We start from the raw sequence: 25,276 nt of genomic DNA on the forward strand, positions 1-25,276 counted from the left end.
TCGTCCTTTGCGGGACTGATCGCAAGGCTTATGGCTTGACCGATCCCCGTCCGGATGGGCGGGCCACTTTGGCAATGACGGCAGCCAAACCCTCCATGCTGATGGGCTTGGCCAAATAAGCGTCTGCGCCGGCTGCGATCATCTTTTCTGCATCCCCCAGCATCGCGTGCGCTGTCACCATCACGATGGGGGTATGGCCGCCTTGAAGGCGCTCATGCTCGCGCCACTGGGCCAACACGTCCAAACCATCCTTGCCTGGCATCATCACATCCAAAAGGATGATGTCAAAAGTTTCGCTCTGCATCCTGTCCAGTGCAATCTGACCGTCACTGGCCATCACGACTTGGTGCCCTAACTTGTTGAGCATCAGGCGCATGACTTGCTGGTTCACCGGATGATCTTCAGCCACCAAAATGTGCAATGCGCTGCTGACCGGTGGCCTTGAAGCATCCACCTGCATGACCTGCAGCTTATCGGTGACCACCTGCAGCGGCAAAGTCACTGTGAAACAAGCCCCTTTGCCAGGGTTCCCTGCGGCCTGTATGTTTCCTCCCAGCAATAAAACCAGGCTGCGGGTGATGGCCAAACCCAAACCCACACCGCCGTGCGTTCGGGTCGAAGAGTTGTCAGCCTGCACAAAAGGCGAAAAAAGCGACTCAGCCAACTCAGGCGCAAATCCTTCACCCGAATCACGAACCTCTATTTGCAAAGATCCATCGCTACCCCCAGCATACAGTGGCACCCAAAGGGTGCACCGAACCCCTCCTTGCTGTGTATATTTCAATGCGTTGTTGATCAGGTTGATGCAAATTTGGCGCACGCGTGTGGAATCCGTCAGGATCAAGGCAGGCACAGAGTCATCGCACACCACGTCCAATTGCAACTGCCGCTTGAGTGCCAAGGGATGGAATGTCGCTCGCAATGAAAAGCACATCTGCCTAAGGTCAAAAGGTTCAGACGTCAGTTCCAGCGAGCCTGACTCGATTTTCGAAAAATCCAGGATATCGTTGAGCAGCAACAGTAAATGCTCGGATGACTCTTGAGCCACACTCAGGTACTGCCTCTGCTCTGGCGTTATCGCTGTGCCCAGAGCCAACTGAATCATCCCTCCCACCCCGTTCAGGGGCGTTCGGATCTCATGACTCATATTGGCCAGAAACTGACTCTTAAGACGATTGGCCACCTCGGACCGATCAGTCGCATCCCTCAGAGCCTGCTCTTTTTCGAGACCTTTTTGAATGATGCGCTGCTGCTCTACGCCCTCTTTTTTGAGCCAAATTGACAGAAAGCCCATCATGCTCACGAACGGTAAAAAATACGCCACATGCAGCCAAAACGTCGACCAGAACTGAGGGGTGTCAAACACATAAATCGGAAACCCGAGCGTCTGTGCATAGCCACCCACCAGATGCTGCAAGTAAATGAACAAGGTCGCCACGGCAATGGTCCGCCAATCCCTGTAGTAAAGCAGCACACCAATCAGGCCAAAAGCGGAAAAATGCGCCTCAATGTCACCCTCAGATTGATGGATGAGCAAACTTGTGTAGACCATGAAGGCACAAGCCATGTACAAACGGGTCAGCAATTGGCCAGGCTGAATCCGCCACAAGACATACGACAAAAGCGAGGTGGGGACACCAACCAGCAAAAATGCTGCCCATGAGCCACTGACGGCGGCCAAGCCAAGACATACCAAGGTCATGAACAGGTTGGTCCAGACCATGATCAGGTCAGCCGTTTCCCGATAGGGCTTCAGGTAGGCATCCTCCTGGCCCTCAGTAAACACGCTTGCGAACCGGCTCATGGCACAGCCCGGCACACATCCAGCAGGGTAGGCGACCCATGTGCAAACAGCCCCAACCAGAATGTGACGTAAGTAGCCCAAGCCCAGACCATGCCCAGCGCCCACCGGTGGCTACGCACCGAAGAACCTGCATCGGTTGGCTGGCTGATGGTTTGCGTGATACGTACGGTCCGCACGCTCAAAGTGAATGCATCCAAGGACAATAAAGGCATGCGCTGACCTGTCAAAATTGGCTGGAACACAAAATAAGTCCACTTCGAAGCCAGGCAGATCATACGCATTAATTTTTTTAGTATAAAAATGCATGCCCTGTTGGTGCAGCCCGCGTCCACTCCCATTGAATTGACATCAACCCTGGCTCAGCTTCTCGAAAGCACTGACAACTTCAGGCGGCGCTTGCACCAACTCAACCAGCACGCCTTCGCCACCAATCGGAAACTCCTCGTTCGCTTTGGGGTGCAAAAACGTGATGTCGAAACCGGCGGCCCCCTTGCGAATGCCTCCCGGTGCAAAGCGCACGCCTTGTGCTGTGAGCCATTCCACGGCCACAGGCAAATCATCGATCCACAAGCCGATGTGATTCAGCGGCGTGGTGTGCACGGCGGGCTTTTTTTCTGGGTCCAGCGGTTGCATCAGATCGACTTCGACCTTGAACGGGCCGCTACCAAGGGCGCAAATGTCTTCGTCCACATTTTCGCGTTCACTTTTGTAGGTGCCGGTCACTTGCAGTCCGAACATGTCGACCCAGAGCTTTTGCAGACGGCCCTTGTCAGGGCCACCAATGGCGATTTGCTGAACACCCAAAACCTTGAAGGGACGTGTCATTTATTCAAACTCCACAATCATCTGGTCTACTGTGAGCGATTCGCCTTGGACGGCGACCACATTTTTGACCACCCCGTCTTGCGTGGCGAAGAGAACATTTTCCATCTTCATGGCTTCAATCACGGCCACACGCTCACCGGCTTGCACTTTTTGGCCCGGCTGCACCGACACCTCAACCAACAGGCCGGGCATGGGTGACAACACAAAGCGGCTCAGGTCAGGCGGGGCCTTGTAGGGCATGAGCTTGTGCAACTCAGCCATGCGAGGCGACATCACCAGGGCTTCAATGCGGGTTCCGTTGTGCTGGACCTGCAGCGCCAGCGGGTTCTTCAGAGTGCCGCGCTCTATCTGTGCCGTGAAATGCTTGCCGTTACAAGTGCCTTCAATGCGGATGTCGTTCAAGCGGGAGTTGCTTTCAATGGCGTAGGTTTTGCCGTTGACTGTGATTTGCGCCACACCGGGCTTGCCCGTGAATTCGTCCACATGCACTTGCACGTAACGGTTTTGCCCACCCTGCCCCAGTTCGACCACAGCATAGTCCTGGCCGATTTTGACGTCGTACCCCGGCAACTGACCGCTCAGGTTGGCGGCGCGCTGGCGTGACTTACGGCGCACAAAAGCAGCCAGTGCAGCCAAGAAGTCGTGGTCGTCATGTGGTACATCTTCAGCACGGAAACCCTTGCTGTATTGCTCGGCGATGAACCCGGTGTTGAAGTCACCCGATACAAAGCGGGGGTGCGCCAGCAAGGCGGCCTGGAAAGGGATGTTGGAGCTGATGCCCCGAATGACAAATCCATTCAGCGCTTCGCGCATCTTGGCAATCGCGTCGTTGCGGTCTTTGCCGTGCACGATCAATTTGGCGATCATCGAGTCATAGAACATCGGAATTTCACCGCCATCCTGCACCCCGGTATCGACACGCACGCCATACAGGTCAACGGTGTTGCCCTGAAACATGGTTTGCTTGGGCGGCTGAAAGCGGACCAAACGGCCGGTGGACGGCAAAAAGCTGCGGAACGGATCTTCTGCGTTGATTCGGCACTCGATGGCCCAGCCATTGCGCTGAACGTCTTTTTGCGCGATAGGCAATTTCTCGCCAGCGGCCACACGGATCATCAACTCGACCAAATCGAGGCCCGTGATGGCTTCGGTGACCGGGTGCTCCACCTGCAATCGGGTGTTCATCTCCAGAAAGTAAAAACTTTGGTCTTTTCCGACCACAAACTCCACCGTACCGGCCGATTGGTATTTCACGGCCTTGGCCAATTGAACGGCCTGCTCACCCATGGCTTTGCGGGTGGCTTCGGAGATGAAAGGCGATGGCGCCTCTTCGATCACCTTTTGATGGCGACGCTGGATCGAGCACTCGCGCTCGTTCAAATAAATCACGTTGCCATGGCTGTCGCCCAGCACCTGAATTTCGATGTGTCGAGGCTCTTCGACGAACTTTTCAATGAACACGCGGTCGTCGCCAAAGCTGTTGCGCGCTTCGTTGCGGCAAGAAGTGAAACCTTCAAAGGCCTCCTTGTCATTGAAGGCCACGCGCAGGCCTTTGCCCCCGCCACCAGCCGATGCCTTGATCATCACGGGGTAGCCAATGCTCTGGGCAATTTCGACAGCTTTTTCTGCGGTTTGAATGGCATCGTTGACACCGGGAATGCAGTTCACGCCGGCAGCACCCGCCAGCTTTTTGGATTCGATCTTGTCGCCCATGGCGGCAATCGAGAAGTGGCGCGGACCAATGAAGGCAATGCCCTCGTCTTCGCAGCGCTTGGAGAACTCGGCGTTCTCGCTCAGAAAACCATAGCCGGGGTGAATCGCTTGCGCGCCGGTAGCCTTGGCTGCGGCGATGATTTTGTCAGCGACCAGATACGACTCGCGCGATGCGGCAGGCCCAATCAGTACAGCTTCATCGGCCAGCAGAACGTGCCGTGCTTCCTTGTCGGCTTCAGAGTAAACGGCCACAGTTTTGATGCCCATTTTTTGGGCGGTGGCGATCACGCGGCAAGCGATTTCGCCACGGTTGGCAATCAGGATTTTGGTAAACATCTTGTTCTTCTCCTTGGCAATCACAGTGGAATGTTCCCGTGCTTGCGCCATGGGTTTTCAATTTTCTTGTCTTTCAACATGACCAGCGAACGGCAAATGCGTTTGCGTGTTTCGTGCGGCTGGATCACATCGTCGATAAACCCGCGTGCGCCCGCCACAAAGGGGTTGGCAAAGCGGGCTTTGTATTCGGCTTCTTTGGCGGCCAGTTTTTCCGGGTCGCCCTTGTCTTCACGGAAGATGATCTCAACAGCGCCCTTGGCACCCATGACCGCGATTTCGGCGTTGGGCCAGGCGAAGTTCACATCACCGCGCAAATGCTTGGAGGCCATCACGTCGTAGGCGCCGCCGTAGGCCTTGCGTGTGATGACGGTGATTTTCGGCACGGTGCACTCGGCGAACGCATACAGCAGCTTGGCACCGTGCTTGATGATGCCGCCGAATTCTTGAGAAGTGCCAGGCATGAAACCAGGCACGTCCACGAAAGTGATGACGGGAATGTTGAACGCATCGCAAAAGCGTACAAAGCGGGCCGCCTTGATGGAGCTTTTGATGTCCAGACAACCGGCCAGCACCAAGGGTTGGTTGGCCACGATACCGACCGTCTGGCCTTCCATGCGTGCGAAACCGATGAGGATGTTCTTGGCGTAGTCGGGTTGCAGTTCAAAGAAATCGCCATCGTCCACGGTTTTGACGATGAGTTCCCTCATGTCGTACGCTTTGTTGGGGTTCTCGGGCACCAGGGTGTCCAGGCTCATGTCCAGACGGCCCGCCGGGTCACCACTGGGGCGCACAGGTGCTTTTTCGCGGTTGTTAAGCGGCAGGTAGTTGTACAGGCGCCGCAACATCAGCAAAGCTTCGACGTCGTTCTCAAACGCCATGTCAGCGACACCGCTCTTGGTGGTGTGCGTGAGGGCGCCACCCAATTCTTCGGCTGTGACTTCTTCATGGGTCACGGTCTTGACCACTTCGGGGCCCGTCACAAACATGTAGGACGTGTCCTTGACCATGAAGATGAAGTCGGTCAACGCGGGGGAATAAACGGCGCCACCAGCGGATGGCCCCATGATCATGCTGATCTGCGGCACGACACCACTGGCCATGACATTGCGCTGGAAAACGTCGGCATAACCGCCAAGAGAGGCCACACCTTCCTGAATGCGGGCGCCACCTGAATCGTTCAGGCCAATCACCGGCGCGCCGACCTTCATGGCCTGGTCCATGATCTTGCAGATCTTCTCGGCATGCGTTTCAGACAATGCGCCACCGTAAACGGTGAAGTCCTGGCTGAACACAAACACAAGACGGCCATTGATCATGCCGTAGCCGGTTACCACGCCGTCGCCAGGAATCTTGTTGTCCTGCATACCGAAGTCGGTGCAACGGTGCTCCACGAACATGTCCCACTCTTCAAAAGTGCCTTCGTCCAGCAAGACCTCAATGCGCTCGCGTGCCGTGAGTTTGCCTTTGGCGTGCTGCGCGTCAATGCGCTTTTGTCCGCCGCCCAAGCGGGCCGCAGCGCGCTTTTTTTCCAATTGTTCGTTGATGTCTTGCATGGTGGCTCTCTTTTCTCCAGGAAGATTGTTCATTCACTCTGCGCTTTGACTTTTCGTTTCATAGGCGCTGAGCAATTTACGGGCAGCCGTCGAAGCGGCCAATTGGCCTGCTGCAACTTGTTGGCTGAGTTGGGGCAGCAACGCTTGCACTCGCGCTTGCGTCCGAAAGTTTTGTTTGAGGCCCGCGTCGATGCGCTCCCACATCCACGACAAGGCTTGATTTTGGCGGCGAAGGGCAAATCGGCCATTGCGGGTTTGCAGGTCCTTGAACTCACTGACGGCAGCCCAGAAATTGTCGACGCCCTGATTCAGCAAGGCGCTCAACTGCACCACCTTGGGGTGCCACAGCGTGGTGTCAGCATGTGCGTGACCCGAGCCGCCATGCATGCCCAGCAATTGCAAGGCGCTGGTGATCTGCAGTTGGGCACGGGTGGCAGCGATCGCATCGATGTCGGCCTTGTTGATGACGACCAGATCGGCCAACTCCATCACGCCTTTTTTGATGGCTTGCAGGTCATCGCCCGCATTGGGCAGCTGCATCAGCACAAACATGTCGGTCATGTTGGCCACAGCCGTCTCTGACTGGCCCACACCCACCGTCTCGACAATCACGATGTTATAGCCGGCGGCTTCGCACACCAGCATGGATTCACGGGTTTTTTCGGCCACGCCACCCAAGGTGCCGCTGCTTGGGCTGGGGCGAATGTAGGCTTGGCTCTGCACGCTGAGCAACTCCATGCGGGTCTTGTCGCCCAGAATGGATCCGCCAGATACGGTGCTCGACGGGTCCACCGCCAGCACCGCCACGCGGTGTCCTTGGCCAATCAAGAACAAGCCCAGCGCTTCAATGAAAGTCGATTTGCCAACACCTGGCACCCCACTGATGCCGAGACGAAAGGATTTCCCGGTGTGCGGCAGCATGGCCGTGAGCAGTTCATCGGCCAGCGCACGGTGGTCCAAGCGGGTGGATTCAAGCAGCGTGATGGCTTTGGCCATGGCACGACGCTGCTCGGCAGCGTTGCCGTGCAGCAAGCCATCAAGCAAGTGCACAGGGTTCACCCGATCGCCTTCTTGATTTGCTCCAGCACGTCTTTGGCGCTGACCGGGATCGGTGTACCGGGGCCATAGATGCCCTTGACACCGGCTTCGTACAAAAAGTCGTAGTCCTGACGCGGAATCACACCCCCGACAAACACAATGATGTCGTCTGCCCCTTGCTTTTTCAGCTCGGCAATGATGGCGGGCACGAGGGTCTTATGACCAGCAGCCAAAGTCGACACGCCTACGGCATGCACATCGTTTTCAATCGCCTGGCGGGCGCACTCTTCGGGTGTTTGGAACAGCGGTCCCATGTCCACGTCGAAGCCCAGGTCGGCAAAGGCGGTGGCCACAACCTTGGCACCCCGGTCGTGACCGTCTTGGCCCAACTTTGAAATCATCACGCGGGGACGACGGCCTTGCGCTTCGGCAAAGGCGGCAATGTCTGCCTTGAGCTGGTTCCAGTATTCCATGGTGTCTCCCACGTTCTCGCCGTTGTCGTAGGCAGCGGCGTACACGCCCGTCACCTTTTGCGTGTCGGCACGGTGACGACCGAATGCGGTCTCCAGCGCGTCAGAAATTTCACCTACCGTGGCGCGCAAACGCACCGCCTGGATCGACAGGTCCAGCAAGTTGCCCTGGCCCGACTCGGCCGATGCGCTCAGGGCAGCCAGCGCTGCCTGCACCTTGGCGCTGTCACGGGTGGCGCGGATTTTTTTCAGCCGCTCAATCTGGCCATCGCGCACACGCACGTTGTCAATCGACAAGGTCTCGATCGGGTCTTCCTTGGCCAGCTTGTACTTGTTCACGCCAACAATCACGTCCTTGCCAGAGTCGATGCGGGCCTGCTTTTCAGCGGCCGCTGCCTCGATCTTCAACTTGGCCCAACCACTGCCCACGGCCTTGGTCATCCCCCCCATGGCCTCGACTTCCTCGATGATGGTCCAGGCCTTGTCGGCCATCTCTTGTGTGAGTGACTCCATCATGTAAGAACCCGCCCAGGGATCAATCACGTGGGTGATGTGGGTTTCTTCCTGAATGATGAGTTGGGTGTTGCGCGCAATGCGCGAACTGAACTCGGTGGGCAAGGCAATCGCTTCGTCGAACGAATTGGTGTGCAGCGACTGGGTGCCGCCAAACACGGCCGCCATGGCCTCGATGGTGGTCCGCACCACGTTGTTGTAGGGGTCTTGCTCGGTGAGCGACCAGCCCGAAGTCTGGCTGTGCGTGCGCAGCATCAGGCTCTTGGGGTTCTTGGCGTCAAAGCCTTTCATGATGCGGCACCACAGCAAGCGGGCGGCACGCATCTTGGCGATCTCGAGGTAGAAGTTCATGCCCACCGCCCAGAAAAAAGACAGGCGACCGGCAAACTCATCCACGTCCATGCCTTTGGCGATGGCTGTTTTCACGTATTCCTTGCCGTCGGCCAGGGTGAAGGCCAACTCGAGTGCCTGATTGGCACCGGCTTCTTGCATGTGGTAACCAGAAATCGATATCGAGTTGAACTTCGGCATGTTCTTGGCCGTGTACTCGATGATGTCACCAATGATCTTCATCGATGGCTCAGGGGGGTAGATGTAGGTGTTGCGCACCATGAACTCTTTCAGAATGTCGTTCTGAATGGTTCCCGACAGTTTGTCTTGCGAGACGCCCTGTTCTTCGGCGGCCACCACATAGCCTGCCAACACTGGCAGCACAGCGCCGTTCATGGTCATGGAAACGCTGACTTTGTCCAACGGAATTTCGTTGAACAAGATCTTCATGTCCTCGACCGAATCAATCGCCACACCGGCCTTGCCCACATCGCCCGTGACACGCGGATGATCGGAGTCATAGCCCCGGTGGGTGGCCAGGTCAAAGGCCACCGAAACGCCCTGCCCCCCCGCAGCCAGTGCCTTGCGGTAAAAAGCGTTGGACTCTTCAGCCGTAGAAAAACCGGCGTACTGGCGAATGGTCCAAGGTCGCACTGCGTACATGGTGGCCTGTGGGCCCCGCAAAAAAGGCTCAAAACCCGGCAGGGTGTTGGCGTAGGGCAGCACGGCCGTGTCTGCAGCCGTGTACAAGGGCTTGACCACGATGCCGTCTGGCGTCTTCCAGTTCAGGGCATTGACATCGCCACCGGGAGCCGACTTGGCTGCTGCTTTCTGCCAGGCTTCTAGGTTGGAGGCAGTGAATTCAAAGGATTTGGACGTCATGGCGCGGGCTTTCGAGACAAAAATGACCGATTCAGATTTTGGCAGCTTGTGTCTGCTGACCGGCTTACAAATGCTGTGATTTATAATTATTGATGCAGAATATTTTAACCGGCTTACAATTCAGCATCTGAAACGCCTGAAAAACCGCTCGGCCACGCCCAAACAGCAGCCCCCCTCTTAAACAGCCCATGTCCGCCTTGTCACTCGCCCCCCGCGCCCTTTACGAAGAAGTTGCCGAACTCTTGCGGCAGCGTATCTTTGCGCGCGAGCTAGAGCCCGGCAGCTGGATCGACGAGTTGCGCATCGCTGAAGCGCTCGGCATCAGCCGAACCCCCATGCGGGAAGCTCTGAAAGTTCTGGCTGCAGAAGGCCTGGTCACGATGAAGGTCCGCCGCGGCGCTTATGTGACTGAAGTCAGCGAAAAAGACCTGCGCGACGTCTACCACCTGTTGGCCTTGCTGGAATCTGATGCCGCGCGGGTGGTCGCCCAAACTGCCAGCGCCGAGCAAATGGCCAAGGTCAGCGCTTTGCACCAGGACCTGGAAAAAGCCATACATGACCGTGACCACTTCTTCCAGATCAACGAGGCCTTTCACATGCTCCTGCTGGAATTGGCCGACAACCGCTGGCGCGACCAAATGGTGGCCGATCTGCGCAAGGTGATGAAGCTGAACCGCCACAGCTCACTGCTCAAAGAGGGGCGCATTGAGCAATCCCTGGCCGAACACCGGGCCATTGTGCAGGCCCTGACCAAACGCCAGCCCGAGCAAGCGGCCGAGCGCATGACCGCGCACTTCATGAATGGCTTGCAAGCGGCGCAATGAGCGCCAACCGAAGCACTGCTTTAGACGCTTTGGACAATTGCCCCCTTTAATCGGTCACCACGGCGCCCCGCGCCAGCGCTGACCTTGCCTGCAGCCAGACTTCTCGTGGCGCCAGCGGCTTGAGCTTGTGGTCGCTCCAGACCTGACGCCACAAACGCCCACCGCGTTGCCCGTGGTACAGGCCCAGCATGTGGCGGGCAATGGCATACCAAGGGCATCCGTCTTCAGCATGGGCCCGCTCCATGTAAGCGACCATGGCCTCTTCCACAGTTTCACGGCTGGGCACATCATGGGCATCGCCATAAAACGTAGCGTCCCAAGTGCCCAACAGCCAGGGGTTGTAATAGGCCTCACGTCCGACCATCACCCCATCGGCATGCAGCAAATGCGCAGCGATCTCTTCATTGGTCTTGATGCCACCGTTCACCGAAATGACCAGCCCCGGGAAGTCCTTTTTGAGCTGGTAAGCCAACTCATAACGCAACGGGGGGATCTCGCGGTTTTCTTTCGGACTCAAGCCATCGAGCCAAGCATTGCGGGCATGCACCGTGAACACTTTGCAACCAGCTTCGCTGACAGTGCCCACAAAATCGCGCACAAAGTCATAGCTTTCAATCCTGTCTATGCCAATGCGGTGCTTCACCGTCACCGGCACATCGACCACATCCAGCATCGCCTTGACGCCATCGGCCACGGTGCGCGGCTCGTTCATGAGGCAGGCGCCAAACGCACCGCGCTGCACCCGGTCTGAAGGGCAGCCGCAGTTCAAATTGATTTCGTCGTAACCCCAGTCCTGCCCCAGCTTGGCGGCATGGGCCAGATCGGCCGCATCACTGCCCCCCAGTTGCAAGGCCACGGGATGCTCTTCGGCATTGAAGCGCAGGTGCCGCTGCACACTGCCGTGGCGCAAGGCACCGGTGGTCACCATCTCGGAATAAAGCAAGGTGTGGCGGGTCAGTAGGCGGTGGAAAAATCGGCAATGCCGGTCAGTCCAATCCATCATGGGGGCGACCGACAAGCGCCAGCGTTGGGGTTCTGGGAAATGCATGGGGGCTGATTATCCTTGGCTTGGAGCGGACTTGACCATGACTCTGGATGGACGGCGTATAAAGACAGAAGTTCAAACCCGACAATGCGGGGGGCAAGCTGCAGGAGGCGAAATGAGCAATGCAACGATGTGGTGGGTGCTGACCGGCGCGCTGGTGGCACTGGAGTTGGTGACGGGCACTTTTTACCTGCTGATGCTGGGTCTCGGGTCTGTAGCGGCGGCGCTGGCCGCATTGGCCGGCTATGGCCTGATCACCCAACTGGTGGCTGCGGCCATTGTCGGCGGCCTGGGGGCTGTGCTGCTGGCCCAATGGCGCAAGCGCCAACCCACCACCCGACAAGAAGCGCAAGACCAACACCTGGACCTGGGCGCCACGGTGCAGGTCGAGGTGTGGGATGCCCAAGGAACCGCTCAAGTCAAACACCGGGGCGCAGCCTGGACCGCGGTGCTGGCCCCGGGCCAAACCGCCACACCGGGCGTTTACCGCATTCAAGCCATGGCGGGCAACCGCTTGGTCCTCGAGAAAATCTGAGCACACCGCTCGAAACACCGAAAAGGGAGAAAAACCATGGAAGTCGCTGCCATCCTCGTGATCATCGCGATCCTGTTCATCGTCAAGACCGTCAAAGTCGTGCCACAACAAGAGGCCTGGGTGGTCGAAAGGCTGGGCAAATTCCACGCCAGTCTGGCCCCGGGCCTGAACTTTGTGGTGCCCTTTGTGGACAACGTGATACAAAAGCACAGCCTGAAAGAAATCCCGCTCGATGTGCCCAGCCAGATTTGCATCACGCGCGATAACACGCAGCTGCAGGTCGACGGCATTTTGTACTTTCAAGTCACCGACCCCAAGCTGGCCAGCTATGGCTCGTCCAACTACATCATTGCCGTGACACAGCTGGCCCAAACCAGCTTGCGCAGCGTGATCGGCAAACTGGAGTTGGACAAAACCTTTGAAGAGCGCACCATCATCAACGCGCAAGTGGTGGCAGCCATCGATGAGGCAGCGCTCAACTGGGGCGTGAAAGTGTTGCGTTACGAGATCAAAGACTTGACGCCACCCAAAGAAATTTTGCTAGCCATGCAATCACAGATTACCGCTGAGCGTGAAAAACGTGCACTGATCGCGGCATCTGAGGGCCGCCGCCAGGAGCAGATCAACATCGCCACCGGCGAGCGGGAGGCCTTCATTGCCCGCTCGGAGGGTGAAAAGCAAGCGGCCATCAACAAGGCACAAGGCGATGCGGCCGCCATCACCGAAATGGCCAATGCCACGGCCCAAGCCATCGAGCGTATCGCCAGCGCCATCCGTCAGCCCGGGGGCGAACAAGCCGTGCAACTCAAAGTGGCCGAACAAGCCGTGCAGGCCTATGCCAAGGTGGCGCAAGACGCCAAGACCACGCTGATCGTGCCTGGCAACATGACCGAAGTCTCAGGCCTGATCGCATCGGCCATGCAAATGTTGTCCACGGGCAAGCAAGCGAGTAGTTGAACGCCTGTTGGCTGACGCAAAAAAACCCGCCGAGGCGGGTTTTTTTGTGGGTGCTGCTCGCTTGACCTTACCCAGCTTGGTATTTCCAAGCCAGGAAAGACAAGTGCATCAACCCATGTGCAGACCACCATTCACCGAGAAGTCAGCGCCGGTGGCATAACCGCCCTCTTCGCTGGCCAGCCAGGCGATGATGGAGGCGATTTCGCTGGGCTTGCCCAAGCGCTTGACCGGGACGGTGGCCACGATCTTTTCCAGCACATCCGGACGGATGGCGTTGACCATGTCGGTGCCGATGTAACCGGGGCTCACGGTGTTGACCGTGACGCCTTTGGTGGCCAGCTCTTGCGCCAATGCCATCGAAAACCCATGCATTCCGGCTTTGGCGGCCGAGTAGTTGGTCTGGCCAGCCTGGCCTTTTTCACCGTTCACAGAACTGATGTTGATGATGCGGCCCCAGCCTTTTTCCACCATGTCGGCGACCACTTGCTTGGTCACGTTGAACATGGAGTCCAGGTTGGTGTTCATCACGGCGTCCCAGTCATCTCGGGACATCTTCAGGAACATGCGGTCCTTGGTGATGCCGGCGTTGTTGACCAGCACATCAATGTTGCCATGCTGTGCCTTGGTCTTGGTGAAAGCTTCCACCGTGGAGTCCCAATCGCCCACGTTACCAACGCTGGCATGGAAGGTGTAGCCCAGGGCTTTTTGCTCATCCAGCCATTTGTTGAAGTCACGGGTCGGACCACAGCCCGCAATGACTTTGAAGCCTTCCTGATGAAGGCGCTGGCAGATAGCGGTACCAATACCGCCCATGCCCCCTGTGACGTAAGCTACTTTTTGACTCATGTTTGTCTCCTTTGTTATGAGTGAGGTGAAATCATCGAAGTCCGATCAAACTGCCATGGTTGTCTGCTCTTATCAATTGAGCAGTGTGCCAACCCACGCAACCTGATCGGCGCAGGGATTCAATAGCGTTCAATGGCCAGGGACACGCCCATGCCGCCGCCGATGCACAGTGCAGCCAAACCCTTTTTCGCCTGAGTGCGTTGCATTTCATGCAGCAAAGTCACCAGAATGCGGCAGCCGGACGCGCCGATGGGGTGACCAATGGCGATCGCGCCACCGTTGACGTTGACCTTGGCCGGATCGATGTCCAGCGCCTGGTTGACAGCGCAAGCTTGTGCAGCAAAAGCTTCATTCAGCTCGAACAGGTCCACATCGGCTGCTTTCCAGCCAGCGCGGGCCAGTGCTTTTTGCGATGCAGGCACAGGGCCCATGCCCATGTGGGCTGGGTCAAGACCGCTGGTGCCAAAGGCCGCAATACGGGCCAAGGGCTTGAGGCCCAAAGCAGCAGCCTTCTTGGCGGTCATGACCACCACCGCAGCGGCGCCATCATTGATGCCTGAAGCGTTGCCCGCAGTGACACTGCCGGCCTTGTCAAAGGCTGGGCGCAAACCGGCCAACACTTCGGCACTCGTTTTCTTGTTGATGAACTCGTCGGTGTTGAACACCAGCGTGTCACCCTTGCGCTGGGGAATCAACACATCCACGATTTCGTCTTTGAACTTGCCCGCCTCTTGCGCGGCGGCTGCCTTGCTCTGACTGCCTGCCGCCAGGGCATCCTGCATTTCACGGGTGATGCCATGGGCCTTGGCCACGTTCTCTGCGGTGATGCCCATGTGGTACTGGTTGTAAACGTCCCAAAGGCCGTCCACGATCATGGTGTCGGTCATCTTCCAGTCGCCCATGCGCTGGCCATCACGGCTGCCGTTGAGCACGTGCGGGCTGGCGCTCATGTTTTCCTGACCACCAGCGATCACGATTTCGCTGTCGCCCCAAGCCACGGCTTGCGCGGCCAGCATCACGGCTTTCAGGCCAGAGCCGCACACGGCATTGATGGTGAGCGCGGGGGTTTCCTTGGCCACGCCGGCTTTCATCATGGCTTGGCGGGCCGGGTTCTGGCCCACACCTGCGGCCAGAACCTGGCCCATGATGACTTCGCCAATGGCATCAACGGGCAAGCCGCTGCGCTCGAGCAAAGCCTTGATGACAATGCTGCCCAGCTCGGTAGCGGGTGTCTTGGCAAGGGATCCGCCAAATTTACCCACGGCTGTGCGGGCGGCTGCAACGATAACGATATCTTCCATTTAGGAGTCTCCAGTCGATTGAAAATCAGGCTTTGGCTTTGACATAGCGGCCTGGAGCCGCCTCGATGGCTTTGAATTGGCTGCCTTTGCCATAGGTTTTGGGGGCAGCGATTGGCTTACCTGCATGGCTCTTGAGCCAGTCCGACCAATCAGTCCACCAACTGCCGGGAGTTTCTTTAGCGCCCGCCATCCAATCATTGACATCTGCGGGAAATTTGCCATCTTCGCGCAACCAATGGTTGCGCTTTTTGGCGGCTGGCGGGTTGATCACGCCGGCAATGTGCCCCGAAGCCCCCATCACAAAACGCTTTTTGCCCGGCAGCACTTTGGTGCTGGCATAGGCGCCCCCTATTGGCACGATGTGGTCTTCCCGTGAGCCGTAAATATAAACAGGCAAGTCCACTTTGCCCAAGTCGATGCTTTCCCCGCACACGGTCACTTTGCCGGGTTTGACCAAGTTGTTTTCCAGGTAGGTGTTGCGCAGGTACCAGGCGTAAAAAGGCCCGGGCAAATTGGTCGAGTCGCTGTTCCAGTAGAGCAGGTCAAATGGCGGCGGCGTTTCGCCCTTGAGGTAGTTGCCCACCACATAGTTCCAGACCAGGTCATTGGGACGCAGAAAGCTGAAGGTGGATGCCAGGTCCTGGCCCTTGAGCAGACCCCCTTGACCCATTTGCATTTCACGGTACTTGACGAAGTTGTCGTCGATGAAGACATCCAGAATACCGGTGTCGGTGAAGTTGATCAGCGTGGTCAGGAAGGTGGCACTGGCCACCGGCTTTTCGCCCCGTGCAGCCAGCACAGCCAATGCCGTGGACAAGATGGTGCCGCCCACACAAAAACCCAGCGCATTGATCTTGGGGGCACCCGTGATGGCTTGCACTGTGCTGATCGCCTTGACGGCAGCATTTTCGATGTAGTCGTCCCAGGTTTTCTGAGCCATGGACTCGTCGGGATTGCGCCAGCTGACCACGAAGGTGCGGTGGCCTTGGCTGACCGCGTAGCGAATAAAGGAGTTCTCGGGTTGCAAGTCGAGAATGTAAAACTTGTTGATACAAGGTGGGATCAACAAAAAAGGCTTTTCGAAGACTTTGGCGGTCAGGGGTTTGTATTCAATCAGCTGGAAAAACTCGTTTTCAAAGACCACGGCGCCTTCGGTGGTGGCCACATTTTTGCCCACCTCAAACAGGCTCTCGTCGGTCATCGACACATGGCCCTGCTGCATATCGTGCATGAGGTTTTTCACGCCCTTGGCAATGCTTTCTCCTTGGGTGTCGATGGCTTTCTTTTGCGCCTCTGCATTGAAGGCCAAAAAGTTGCTTGGAGCGGCAGCCGCGACCCATTGCTCGATGGCAAAACGGATGCGGGTGCGGGTTTTTTCATCGGCATCTACGGCATCGGCCAGACCCATGAGGGTGCGGGCATTGAGCAAATAAGTGGCCGCATTGAAGGTGGCGGCCGGATTGCTTGCCCATGCATCGCCCGAAAATCGGCGGTCCTTGACCTGCAGGCTTTTTTGCAGACTTTGATTCCACAGATCAGAGGCGTCTTTGAAATACTGTCCCTGAAGCGTTTGCAGCTTTTCGGGTGAGAATTTAAGTTGTGGCACAGCCGCATCAGGGCCCGACTTGAGACCCCCCAAGTCGATGGTCTGAAAATGCTGCATCGCCTGCCCCCAGCTTTTGGACAGGTTTTGCTGAAAACCCTCGCTCATTTGGGTCCAAAATTCCGGCGTGGATGCACTCATGCCTTGTCTCCTGAAGAATCGTTTTTTTGATGCCTGACTATTTGAGTATCTGTCAATTTGTTGTCACCTAAATTACAAAGACAAAATAATGTACCTGATCGTTATTGCCTGGCTCTATGTCATCTTGCTTATGGGCCTGGCTGAAGCCTTTAGTACCCAAGGAAGTATACTGGGCGCCATCATCACTTTCCTTTTGTATGGCGCACTGCCCATGGCTTTGGTGGTGTACATCATGGGAACGCCTATGCGCCGCAAAGCCAGGCTGCAAGCTTTGGAACAAGCGCCAAAGCAGCCAGCGGTTCAGGCGTCAGGCGTCGAGCCAAACGCAAGCGACCATGCGGCCGGATTGCCCGAGGACGCGGCTGTCACGCCGGTGCGAAAAGAACTTTGAGGCCTGGGTGAAGGTGCACCAAGCAGGCTGGCTGTCATTGCCAAAAACACGGCTCACCCCTCTGCGCTGTAACCGCAACCGGGCCAGTCCTGCCAAATCAGCCAGCCACTTTTCATCAGTCCAAGGCTTGAAAAATACGGCCGCAGCGGGATCGACGGCACAAAAAGCGGCCTTCACATCGGCCCCCACTTCAAAAGCCTCTGGGCCAATACAGGGACCAAGCCACACCAAAATGTTTTCGGGCAGCGTGCCGCGCAGGGCGCAAGCGTCCAGCAAGGCCTCCAGCACCCCGACGCCTTCATCGCCGGCAAGCCCCCGCCAGCCCGCGTGCGCAGCCGCCACCCAGCGCCCATCGGTGTCGCACATCAACACCGGCAAACAATCGGCCACCATGATGGTGCACGCCACACCGGCCTCACCGGTCATGCAGGCATCAGCTTCTGTGCCATCCCTGCTGGACGCATCCAGCACCACGGCATCGACACCATGAACTTGCTTTAAGAAAACTGGCCGCGTGCCCATGCTCTCTTGCAAGCGCTGCCGATTGACTTGCGTGCAGTTCAGCGAGTCCCCCACATGGTCACCCAGATTCATGCTGTCCCAGGGCGCAACAGACACACCACCATGCCGATCGGTCATCAGGGCGCGGACATGCTCTGGCGCTGGCCAGTCAGGTCGCAGCCAATTGTCAGAAAAAGAGGTCATGGGAAGTGGCATTCGCCTTCAAAGAACGCTGAAGAAAAGTGGCGTCAATGTCATGCGGTAGAGGATAAACCGAAAAAATACAAGCTGACAACTGATTGCGACATGTCAAATGGGTCTTTTATTGTGTAATCAACCCATGCCACGAGCCGCCCAAACGCCTGAATTAAGCTGGATTGAAGTTGATGAAGCATTGCCCCAGCCACAGCTTGCCTGGGGTGCAGAATCGCTCGCCCCCGGCTTACTGGCTGCCAGCCGCGACCTGTCGGCAGCAAGGCTTATGGAGTCTTACAGCCAGGGCGTTTTTCCATGGTTCAGTGCCGGTCAACCCGTGCTGTGGTGGAGCCCGGATCCCAGGATGGTGCTGCGTGTTGAAAATTTCCGGTTCAGCCGATCCCTTCGTCAAACATTGAAACACTGGCTGCTTCACCCCGGCTTTGAACTGACTTTTGACCGTGACTTCAGCCAAGTCATTCAACGGTGCAGTTCAGCACCCAGAGCGGGACAAAACGGAACCTGGATCGTTCCAGCCATGGTGGCGGCATATGTAGATCTGCACCGCGAGGGGTTTGCACACAGCGCCGAAGTCTGGCTCGACGGTGAGCTCGTCGCTGGCCTTTACTTTGTGGCCTTGGGCCATGCTGTGTTCGGGGAGTCCATGTTCACAACGGTAAACGATGGCTCCAAAATGGCCTTGGCCAGTCTGGTCAGCGTTTGCCGCACCCACGGCGTTTCGGCCATCGATTGTCAACAAAACACCCGGCATTTGGCCTCATTGGGCGCACAAGAAATGCCCCGTGATGACTTTCTCGCGCTGGTCCAGCACGGACGCCAAAAGCCCCCCATCGACTGGCGCACGCAAACTTTATACTGGCATGCATTGACGTCCATGGACACCCAGTCGTGACCCATCTCAAAGAACTTCCCATCCAGGCTTTGCAGTTTTATGCCACTGCGCCTTATGCATGCAGTTATCTGGCTGATCGTTCTGCACGCTCTCAAGTTGCGACACCCAGCCATCTGATTCAGAACGAGGTGTACTCCGACTTGGTGGAACAGGGCTTTCGCCGCAGTGGCATGTTCACCTACCGCCCCTACTGCGACGGTTGTCAGGCTTGTCAACCCCTGCGTGTGCTGGTCAAAGATTTCAAGCCAGACCGCAGCCAACGCAGAGCCTGGCGCACCCACCAGAACCTGCAAGTAAGGGTGCTCGACTTGCAGTTCGATCCCGACCACTACGCCTTGTATTTGCGCTACCAAACAAGCCGTCATCCAGGCGGTGGCATGGACCATGACAGCGTGGACCAATACAACCAGTTTTTGCTTCAAAGCAGGGTCAACTCACGCATTGTCGAGTTCAGAATGCCTGCTGAAACAGGCTCTTTGGGCCTTCTGAAAATGATCTGCATCGTGGATGTCCTGAACCACGGCATGTCGGCTGTCTACACTTTTTATGAACCCGAAGACCGCGCGAGCTACGGCACTTACGGGGTGTTGTGGCAAATTGATCAAGCAGCACAACTTCAGTTGCCCTATGTCTACTTGGGATACTGGATCGAGAGCAGCCCCAAAATGAACTACAAATCCCAATACAGGCCGTGCGAAATTAGGGTTCAGGGGGAATGGCAGGCTTTGAGGTGAACGCCGGTATTTTTCACAGTGTAAGATTCAAATACTGTAACGAAGCACCATGAAAAAAGACCCCACCCTCACGCCGACACCTACGGTCCAGGTCATTGAGCGCATGTTTTCGCTGATCGATGTTCTGGCCTCCCGCGAGGAAGCGATCTCCCTGAAAGAAATCAGTGAAAAAACGGGTTTGCACCCATCCACAGCACACCGCATCCTGAACGACTTGGCCACAGGCCGATTTGTAGACCGGCCCGAAGCCGGCAATTACCGCTTGGGCATGCGGCTTTTGGAACTGGGCAACTTGGTCAAAGGCCGTCTGAACGTGCGTGATGCCGCGCTGACCCCCATGCGGGAACTGCACAAACTCATCCAGCAGCCCGTGAACCTCAGCATGCGACAAGGCGATGAGATCGTTTACATCGAACGTGCTTACAGCGAACGTTCGGGCATGCAAGTGGTTCGAGCCATTGGCGGGAGGGCGCCATTGCACTTGACATCGGTAGGCAAGCTGTTTTTGGCTGCTGATGACCCTTTGCGCGTTCGGTCTTATGCCACCCGCACCGGGTTGCTGGGTCAGACACGCAACAGCATCACGCAGTTGCAGGTTCTTGAAAGAGAGTTGGCACGTGTCAACCAATACGGCATTGCCAGAGACAATGAAGAACTGGAAATGGGTGTGCGCTGCATTGCTGCAGGCATCTACGATGATCAAGGTAAATTGTTGGCGGGCTTGTCCATTTCAGCACCTGCCGACCGCCTTGACGAGGGCTGGCTGCCCAAGCTTCAGGCCACGGCAAACAGCATCTCGCGCACTCTAGGCCATCACGGCAATCCATAAAAGACAGTGCCCAGAAAAAAAGGCCTCAAAGAGGCCTTTTTGACGTTGGCAGCAAATTAACCGGGCAGATTTTCCACCAAAGCGGAATGCCGAATGCCGGTGGAACCCGATGATTTCTCAAGCCAACGCCGGACACGCTCTGCGTCAGCAATGCGGCTGAGTTTGCCCGTAGAGTCCAAAAATACCATGATCAATTTGCGCCCAGCCACTTGGGCCTGCATGACAAGGCATTGACCGGCTTCAGAGATGTAGCCCGTTTTTTGCAAACCAATATCCCACTTCGCACTTTTCACCAACCGGTTGGTGTTGTTGTATTGCAAGGTACGGTGTCCCACTTCAATCTCGCGACCATGTGAAGTTGACAACTCGCGCAAGGCTGGCTCCTTGTAGGCAGCGCCAACCAGAACAGCCAAATCACTGGCACTGGATTGATTGCGACTGGACAAGCCTGTTGGCTCCACGTAGCGCGTGTCAGACATGCCCAGAGCTTTCGCCCGCGCATTCATGCGCGACACAAAAGTTTCAACGCCACCGGGAAAGCTGCGCCCCAAAGCATGTGCAGCGCGGTTCTCGCTGGACATCATGGCCAAATGAAGCAAATCTCCGCGACTGAGGACTGTGCCCACAGCCAAGCGGGATGAACTGCCTTTTTCAGTGTCCACATCCGCCTGGGTAATGGCGATCAATTCGGCCATGGGCAATTGGGCCTCAGAGATCACCAAACCAGTCATCAACTTCGTCAACGAAGCGATGGGCAGCACGGCATGGTCATTTTTACGAAACAGTACTTCACGGGTTTCCTGGTCAATAACAAGGGCCACACTGGAGTTCAAATCCAAGGGGTCAGATGCGGCGTGAAGACCCGCTTTTTGCCCGAACGATGCACGCACAACGCCCATTTTTCGGGCGGATGCGTCCGGCCGTTTCTTGGCTTTATTGGCTTTATTGGCTTTATTGGCGCTGGCAGCAGGCTTTTTATTGACTTTTTGGGCCACCGCCACTGGACGCTTCTTGTCTGTTCCTTTTTTCTCCTGCGCCAGCGTCACCGTGGGCAGGGTGGCCAACACGACCAAAACCGCGGTCATGAAAGCTGTCGCCAGTCCTTGCGCCCATCGGCCGGAGACATGCAGGGATATCGGTGAAATGAATCGCATCAGGAACATCTTGAATCAATGAATTAGCTAATTGTCGCCGAGTGTACTCAAATAAAAAAAGTCAGGCAAGAACAAAGACTTGCGTGACTTTATTGAAGCCAGATAATACCTCTAAAGGGTTATTTTTAACCCTGCGCAGCGACCCGATCGGCTTTGCTTTGTAATTTATTGAGTGCGCTGAGGTAGGCCTTGGCAGAGGCCACCACAATATCCGGGTCCGAACCGACGCCATTGACCACGCGGCCACTGTTTTGCAAACGCACGGTGACTTCGGCCTGACTTTCCGTCGAACCGCTGATGGCATTGACCGAATAAAGCACCATTTCGGCGCCACTCTTGACGTGCGACTCAATGGCCTTCAATGAAGCATCCACAGGGCCATTGCCATCTGACTCTGCATGGACTTCCTTGCCTTGCACCGTGAAGACCACTGAAGCATGGGGTCGTTCGCCAGTCTCACTGTGTTGAGCCATGGAAACAAAACCGTATTGCTCCTTCTCAGCGGTGACGCTCTCATCGCCCACCAAGGCCAAGATGTCTTCGTCAAAAATTTCACTCTTTCGGTCGGCCAGTTCCTTGAACTTGGCAAACGCGTTGTTGATTTCGGTTTCGCTGTCCAAGGTCACGCCCAAATCATTCAAGCGCTGCTTGAAGGCGTTCCGGCCACTGAGTTTGCCCAAAACAATCTTGTTGGTGGTCCAACCCACGTCTTCAGCGCGCATGATTTCGTAAGTGTCCCGCGCCTTGAGCACGCCATCCTGGTGAATGCCCGAGGCATGTGCAAAGGCGTTGGCCCCGACCACCGCCTTGTTGGGCTGAACCACAAAACCAGTGGTCTGGCTGACCATGCGACTGGCGGCCACGATGTGGCTGGTGTCAATGCCGATGTCCAGACCGAAATAGTCGCGCCGTGTCTTGACGGCCATGACCACCTCTTCCAGCGAGCAGTTACCCGCCCGTTCACCCAGGCCGTTGATCGTGCACTCGACCTGGCGGGCACCACCGATCTTGACCCCTGCCAAGGAATTGGCCACCGCCATACCTAGGTCGTTATGGCAATGCACTGACCAGATGGCCTTGTCGGAGTTGGGGATGCGCTCACGCAAGGTGCGGATGAATTCGCCATACAACTCGGGCACGGCGTAGCCCACCGTGTCGGGCACGTTGATGGTGGTGGCGCCTTCAGTGATCACGGCCTCAAGGACGCGACACAGAAAGTCCATATCGCTTCGATAGCCGTCTTCGGGACTGAACTCAACGTCCCCCACCAGATTACGGGCAAAACGGACCGATTGCTTGGCCTGCTCGAATACCTGGTCCGGCGTCATGCGAAGCTTCTTTTCCATGTGCAACGGGGACGTAGCGATGAAGGTATGAATGCGCCCGCTGTTAGCCCCTTTCAGGGCTTCGGCCGCACGTGAAATGTCACGGTCATTGGCGCGTGACAAAGAGCAAATGGTGGATTCTCTGATCGAATCAGCGATGGTTTTGACTGCTTCAAAATCACCATTCGAACTGGCCGCAAAACCGGCTTCGATCACATCCACGCGCAGACGCTCCAGTTGCCGTGCAATGCGCAGCTTCTCATCACGTGTCATGGAGGCGCCGGGCGATTGCTCGCCATCGCGCAAGGTGGTGTCGAAAATTATCAGTTTGTCAGCCATGTTCACTCCTGGTCAATAACCCGCAAGTCCAAGAAAAAATGCAAAAGGCCCGTTGCGGATGGCATACGGGCCTTTTGGGAAAATGTTTGCGTGCGCTACACATCCCGCCCGTAGGGCAGTAGCAGTAGAGCATGCAGAGAAAAATTCATGAGATGACTTTAGCACAGTTCAAAAAGCCGGACTGTCTTGCAGTTGACATCATTGGTGCAATCCACGCTCTTCAGGCTCATCGGTCGAGGTGCTGATCATGCTCGTGGGTTGCCCTTTGGCCTTGCGCCAGATATAGATCACATACCCACTCAGACCATAGCCCACAAACAAGGCAAACAAGACTGTGGGCGGATCGATGTTGACGACCGCAATGCCCAAGGCCACCAACACCAGGGTTGCAAAGGGCACGCTCTTTTTCATGTGCATGTCCTTGAAACTGTAAAACGGCACATTGGTTACCATGGTCAGGCCTGAGAACAAGCACACCGCAAACATGCCCCAGGCCACCGTTTTCGCAGGCACAGCGTTTTCAAACATGATCCACACGAAGCCCATCACCAACGCCGCAGCCGCTGGCGATGGCAGTCCCTGAAAGTAACGCTTGTCCACCACGCCGGTGTTGACGTTGAAGCGGGCCAGGCGCAAAGCGGCACAAGCGCAATAAACGAAAGCTGCAATCCAGCCCCAACGACCCAGCTCTTTCAGGGTCCAGACATAAGCGATCAGCGCAGGCGCAGCACCAAAGGACACCATGTCGGAAAGAGAGTCCATCTGCTCACCAAAAGCGCTTTGGGTGTTCGTCATGCGTGCGACACGCCCATCCAGGCTGTCCAGCACCATGGCACTGAATATGCCCACCGTGGCAAGGTCAAAGCGGCCGTTGATCGCCATGACCACCGCATAAAAACCCGCAAACAAGGCAGCCAGGGTGATCATATTGGGCAGCATGTAGATGCCTTTGGAAGGCTTGCGTGCTGGCGCTGGCGATTCCGTTTCTTCGGATTTATCAGTACGGTTGTTCATTGTCTGTTCCTGTAAGGGGTTTCAATGATCCAACCCCGTGTGTACAAGTTTAAGCCACCATGATTGCCCATTGAAAAAGGCCACCGCAGTGGCCTTTTCAAAATCGACTTTCAGACAAGATCAGTTGCGGGTCTTGTCGACCAGTTTGTTCTTTGCAATCCAGGGCATCATGGCGCGCAGCTGAGCGCCCACGACTTCGATGGAGTGCTCGGAAGTCAAGCGACGTCGGGCCGTCATGCTCGGGTAATTGGTACGGCCTTCCAAAATGAACATCTTGGCGTATTCACCGGTCTGAATGCGCTTCAAGGCATTGCGCATGGCTTCACGGCTTTGCTCGTTGATGATCTCAGGACCTGTCACGTACTCGCCGTATTCAGCGTTGTTCGAGATCGAGTAGTTCATGTTGCCAATGCCACCCTCGTAGATCAGGTCAACGATCAGCTTCAACTCGTGCAAGCACTCGAAATAGGCCATCTCGGGAGCGTAACCGGCCTCCACCAATGTTTCATAACCCATCTTGATCAGTTCAACAGCACCACCGCACAAAACGGCTTGCTCGCCAAACAAATCGGTCTCGGTCTCTTCTTTGAAGTTGGTCTCAATGATGCCGGCCTTGCCACCACCGTTGGCCATGGCATAGCTCAGGGCCAGTGCACGGGCCTTGCCACTCTTGTCCTGGTGGATCGCCACCAAGTGGGGCACGCCACCACCTTGGGTGTAGGTATTGCGCACAGTGTGGCCAGGGGCCTTGGGCGCAACCATCCAGACGTCCAGGTCGTCGCGTGGAACGACTTGGTTGTAATGCACGTTGAAGCCGTGGGCGAAGGCCAACGAAGCGCCTTGCTTGATATGGGGGGCCACGTTGTTGGCGTAGACCTCGGCGATCATTTCGTCGGGCAACAAGATCATGACCACGTCAGCGGCTTTGACCGCATCGTTGACTTCCATCACGGTCAAACCGGCTTTGCCGACTTTGTCCCAAGATGCTCCGCCTTTGCGCAGACCGACCACGACTTTTACGCCGCTGTCGTTCAGGTTCTGGGCATGTGCGTGGCCTTGTGAGCCGTAACCAATGATGGCAACAGTCTTGCCCTTGATGACGCTCAGATCACAATCTTTGTCGTAAAAAACTTTCACAGGGTTCTCCTTAGGAATAAACAGGTTC

General features: G+C 56.5%; 22 protein-coding genes. 6 read left to right on the plus strand and 16 right to left on the minus strand.

From position 1 onward, the window contains the following. Positions 1-28 precede the first annotated feature (28 nt). The 7 genes from B9Z45_RS09375 to scpA all read right to left on the minus strand — a co-directional run bounded on the left by B9Z45_RS09375 (position 29) and on the right by scpA (position 9,464). Complete coding sequence (locus B9Z45_RS09375; protein WP_146180905.1) at positions 29-1,804, minus strand: response regulator; 1,776 nt, start codon at positions 1,802-1,804, stop codon at positions 29-31. Continuing rightward, the gene (locus B9Z45_RS09380; RefSeq protein ID WP_146180906.1) at positions 1,801-2,016 is read right to left on the minus strand and encodes a hypothetical protein; all 216 of its coding nucleotides are present in this window, start codon (positions 2,014-2,016) and stop codon (positions 1,801-1,803) included. Before B9Z45_RS09380 ends, B9Z45_RS09375 begins: the two co-directional genes overlap by 4 nt. A 136-nt stretch (positions 2,017-2,152) precedes the next feature. After that, a complete protein-coding gene (locus tag B9Z45_RS09385; RefSeq protein ID WP_108406962.1) occupies positions 2,153-2,629 on the minus strand; it encodes a VOC family protein in 477 nt (158 codons plus the stop codon). Continuing rightward, complete coding sequence (locus B9Z45_RS09390) at positions 2,630-4,678, minus strand: acetyl/propionyl/methylcrotonyl-CoA carboxylase subunit alpha (protein WP_108407020.1); 2,049 nt, start codon at positions 4,676-4,678, stop codon at positions 2,630-2,632. A gap of 20 nt (positions 4,679-4,698) precedes the next feature. Further along, positions 4,699-6,231 carry an acyl-CoA carboxylase subunit beta gene (locus B9Z45_RS09395; RefSeq protein ID WP_108406963.1) on the minus strand — a complete coding sequence of 511 codons (1,533 nt, stop codon included), beginning with the start codon at positions 6,229-6,231 and terminating at the stop codon, positions 4,699-4,701. 33 nt (positions 6,232-6,264) lie between these two features. After that, positions 6,265-7,290, minus strand: coding sequence for a methylmalonyl Co-A mutase-associated GTPase MeaB (meaB, locus tag B9Z45_RS09400; protein WP_233252147.1), 1,026 nt, complete (start codon positions 7,288-7,290; stop codon positions 6,265-6,267). Beyond that, entirely contained in the window at positions 7,287-9,464 is a 2,178-nt protein-coding gene (scpA, locus tag B9Z45_RS09405) for a methylmalonyl-CoA mutase (RefSeq protein WP_108406964.1), read from the minus strand. The genes meaB and scpA overlap by 4 nt, the downstream gene beginning before the upstream one ends. 188 nt (positions 9,465-9,652) lie before the next feature. Here scpA and B9Z45_RS09410 point away from each other — a divergent pair, with 188 nt between their 5' ends. Further along, a complete protein-coding gene (locus tag B9Z45_RS09410) occupies positions 9,653-10,288 on the plus strand; it encodes a GntR family transcriptional regulator (protein ID WP_108406965.1) in 636 nt (211 codons plus the stop codon). Positions 10,289-10,334: 46 nt separating this feature from the next. Here B9Z45_RS09410 and dusA read toward each other — a convergent pair whose 3' ends face one another. Next, a complete protein-coding gene (gene dusA, locus B9Z45_RS09415; RefSeq protein ID WP_108406966.1) occupies positions 10,335-11,336 on the minus strand; it encodes a tRNA dihydrouridine(20/20a) synthase DusA in 1,002 nt (333 codons plus the stop codon). Positions 11,337-11,448: 112 nt separating this feature from the next. Between dusA and B9Z45_RS09420 the strand changes: the two genes are divergently transcribed. Beyond that, positions 11,449-11,868 (plus strand): NfeD family protein, encoded by a 420-nt coding sequence (locus tag B9Z45_RS09420; RefSeq protein ID WP_108406967.1) that lies wholly within the window; start codon positions 11,449-11,451, stop codon positions 11,866-11,868. Positions 11,869-11,904: 36 nt separating this feature from the next. Further along, positions 11,905-12,825, plus strand: a complete 921-nt coding sequence (locus B9Z45_RS09425) for an SPFH domain-containing protein (protein WP_108406968.1) — start codon at positions 11,905-11,907, stop codon at positions 12,823-12,825. A gap of 108 nt (positions 12,826-12,933) precedes the next feature. On the opposite strand, the gene phbB is transcribed toward B9Z45_RS09425, so the two are convergent. The 4 genes from phbB to pgeF all read right to left on the minus strand — a co-directional run bounded on the left by phbB (position 12,934) and on the right by pgeF (position 17,812). Next, positions 12,934-13,671 carry an acetoacetyl-CoA reductase gene (gene phbB, locus B9Z45_RS09430; RefSeq protein ID WP_108406969.1) on the minus strand — a complete coding sequence of 246 codons (738 nt, stop codon included), beginning with the start codon at positions 13,669-13,671 and terminating at the stop codon, positions 12,934-12,936. Between the two features lie 119 nt (positions 13,672-13,790). After that, complete coding sequence (locus B9Z45_RS09435) at positions 13,791-14,972, minus strand: acetyl-CoA C-acetyltransferase (RefSeq protein ID WP_108406970.1); 1,182 nt, start codon at positions 14,970-14,972, stop codon at positions 13,791-13,793. A 25-nt stretch (positions 14,973-14,997) separates the two neighbouring features. Further along, the gene (locus B9Z45_RS09440; RefSeq protein ID WP_108406971.1) at positions 14,998-16,716 is read right to left on the minus strand and encodes an alpha/beta hydrolase; all 1,719 of its coding nucleotides are present in this window, start codon (positions 16,714-16,716) and stop codon (positions 14,998-15,000) included. A gap of 307 nt (positions 16,717-17,023) precedes the next feature. Further along, complete coding sequence (gene pgeF, locus B9Z45_RS09450) at positions 17,024-17,812, minus strand: peptidoglycan editing factor PgeF (protein ID WP_108406973.1); 789 nt, start codon at positions 17,810-17,812, stop codon at positions 17,024-17,026. A 136-nt stretch (positions 17,813-17,948) separates the two neighbouring features. On the opposite strand from pgeF, the gene aat reads away from it, so the two are divergent. From aat to B9Z45_RS09465, 3 genes are read left to right on the plus strand one after another with little or no spacing between them, the layout of a single operon-like run. Further along, the gene (aat, locus tag B9Z45_RS09455; protein ID WP_108406974.1) at positions 17,949-18,716 is read left to right on the plus strand and encodes a leucyl/phenylalanyl-tRNA--protein transferase; all 768 of its coding nucleotides are present in this window, start codon (positions 17,949-17,951) and stop codon (positions 18,714-18,716) included. Then, positions 18,713-19,450 (plus strand): arginyltransferase, encoded by a 738-nt coding sequence (locus tag B9Z45_RS09460; RefSeq protein ID WP_108406975.1) that lies wholly within the window; start codon positions 18,713-18,715, stop codon positions 19,448-19,450. The genes aat and B9Z45_RS09460 overlap by 4 nt, the downstream gene beginning before the upstream one ends. A gap of 49 nt (positions 19,451-19,499) precedes the next feature. Continuing rightward, positions 19,500-20,279, plus strand: a complete 780-nt coding sequence (locus B9Z45_RS09465) for an IclR family transcriptional regulator (RefSeq protein ID WP_108406976.1) — start codon at positions 19,500-19,502, stop codon at positions 20,277-20,279. 56 nt (positions 20,280-20,335) lie between these two features. On the opposite strand, the gene B9Z45_RS09470 is transcribed toward B9Z45_RS09465, so the two are convergent. The 4 genes from B9Z45_RS09470 to ilvC all read right to left on the minus strand — a co-directional run bounded on the left by B9Z45_RS09470 (position 20,336) and on the right by ilvC (position 25,248). After that, the gene (locus B9Z45_RS09470; protein ID WP_108407022.1) at positions 20,336-21,433 is read right to left on the minus strand and encodes a serine hydrolase; all 1,098 of its coding nucleotides are present in this window, start codon (positions 21,431-21,433) and stop codon (positions 20,336-20,338) included. Between the two features lie 125 nt (positions 21,434-21,558). Continuing rightward, positions 21,559-23,097, minus strand: a complete 1,539-nt coding sequence (locus B9Z45_RS09475; protein WP_108406977.1) for a 2-isopropylmalate synthase — start codon at positions 23,095-23,097, stop codon at positions 21,559-21,561. Between the two features lie 198 nt (positions 23,098-23,295). Beyond that, positions 23,296-24,111: a CDP-diacylglycerol--serine O-phosphatidyltransferase gene (pssA, locus tag B9Z45_RS09480; RefSeq protein WP_108406978.1), complete on the minus strand. Its 816-nt coding sequence runs from the start codon at positions 24,109-24,111 to the stop codon at positions 23,296-23,298. 120 nt (positions 24,112-24,231) lie between these two features. Next, entirely contained in the window at positions 24,232-25,248 is a 1,017-nt protein-coding gene (gene ilvC, locus B9Z45_RS09485; protein WP_108406979.1) for a ketol-acid reductoisomerase, read from the minus strand. Positions 25,249-25,276: the final 28 nt, after the last annotated feature.

Source organism: Limnohabitans sp. 2KL-17, assembly GCF_003063415.1.
Classification (GTDB): Bacteria; Pseudomonadota; Gammaproteobacteria; order Burkholderiales; family Burkholderiaceae_C; genus Limnohabitans_A.

Excerpts from the sequence above, each read along its gene's own strand:
- B9Z45_RS09375 (WP_146180905.1), bottom strand. The coding sequence starts at position 1,804 with ATGAGCCGGTTCGCAAGCGTGTTTACTGAGGGCCAGGAGGATGCCTAC.
- B9Z45_RS09380 (WP_146180906.1), bottom strand. The coding sequence starts at position 2,016 with ATGCCTTTATTGTCCTTGGATGCATTCACTTTGAGCGTGCGGACCGTA.
- B9Z45_RS09385 (WP_108406962.1), bottom strand. The coding sequence starts at position 2,629 with ATGACACGTCCCTTCAAGGTTTTGGGTGTTCAGCAAATCGCCATTGGT.
- B9Z45_RS09390 (WP_108407020.1), bottom strand. The coding sequence starts at position 4,678 with ATGTTTACCAAAATCCTGATTGCCAACCGTGGCGAAATCGCTTGCCGC.
- B9Z45_RS09395 (WP_108406963.1), bottom strand. The coding sequence starts at position 6,231 with ATGCAAGACATCAACGAACAATTGGAAAAAAAGCGCGCTGCGGCCCGC.
- scpA (WP_108406964.1), bottom strand. The coding sequence starts at position 9,464 with ATGACGTCCAAATCCTTTGAATTCACTGCCTCCAACCTAGAAGCCTGG.
- B9Z45_RS09410 (WP_108406965.1), top strand. The coding sequence starts at position 9,653 with ATGTCCGCCTTGTCACTCGCCCCCCGCGCCCTTTACGAAGAAGTTGCC.
- dusA (WP_108406966.1), bottom strand. The coding sequence starts at position 11,336 with ATGCATTTCCCAGAACCCCAACGCTGGCGCTTGTCGGTCGCCCCCATG.
- B9Z45_RS09420 (WP_108406967.1), top strand. The coding sequence starts at position 11,449 with ATGAGCAATGCAACGATGTGGTGGGTGCTGACCGGCGCGCTGGTGGCA.
- B9Z45_RS09425 (WP_108406968.1), top strand. The coding sequence starts at position 11,905 with ATGGAAGTCGCTGCCATCCTCGTGATCATCGCGATCCTGTTCATCGTC.
- phbB (WP_108406969.1), bottom strand. The coding sequence starts at position 13,671 with ATGAGTCAAAAAGTAGCTTACGTCACAGGGGGCATGGGCGGTATTGGT.
- B9Z45_RS09435 (WP_108406970.1), bottom strand. The coding sequence starts at position 14,972 with ATGGAAGATATCGTTATCGTTGCAGCCGCCCGCACAGCCGTGGGTAAA.
- B9Z45_RS09440 (WP_108406971.1), bottom strand. The coding sequence starts at position 16,716 with ATGAGTGCATCCACGCCGGAATTTTGGACCCAAATGAGCGAGGGTTTT.
- pgeF (WP_108406973.1), bottom strand. The coding sequence starts at position 17,812 with ATGACCTCTTTTTCTGACAATTGGCTGCGACCTGACTGGCCAGCGCCA.
- aat (WP_108406974.1), top strand. The coding sequence starts at position 17,949 with ATGCCACGAGCCGCCCAAACGCCTGAATTAAGCTGGATTGAAGTTGAT.
- B9Z45_RS09465 (WP_108406976.1), top strand. The coding sequence starts at position 19,500 with ATGAAAAAAGACCCCACCCTCACGCCGACACCTACGGTCCAGGTCATT.
- B9Z45_RS09470 (WP_108407022.1), bottom strand. The coding sequence starts at position 21,433 with ATGCGATTCATTTCACCGATATCCCTGCATGTCTCCGGCCGATGGGCG.
- B9Z45_RS09475 (WP_108406977.1), bottom strand. The coding sequence starts at position 23,097 with ATGGCTGACAAACTGATAATTTTCGACACCACCTTGCGCGATGGCGAG.
- pssA (WP_108406978.1), bottom strand. The coding sequence starts at position 24,111 with ATGAACAACCGTACTGATAAATCCGAAGAAACGGAATCGCCAGCGCCA.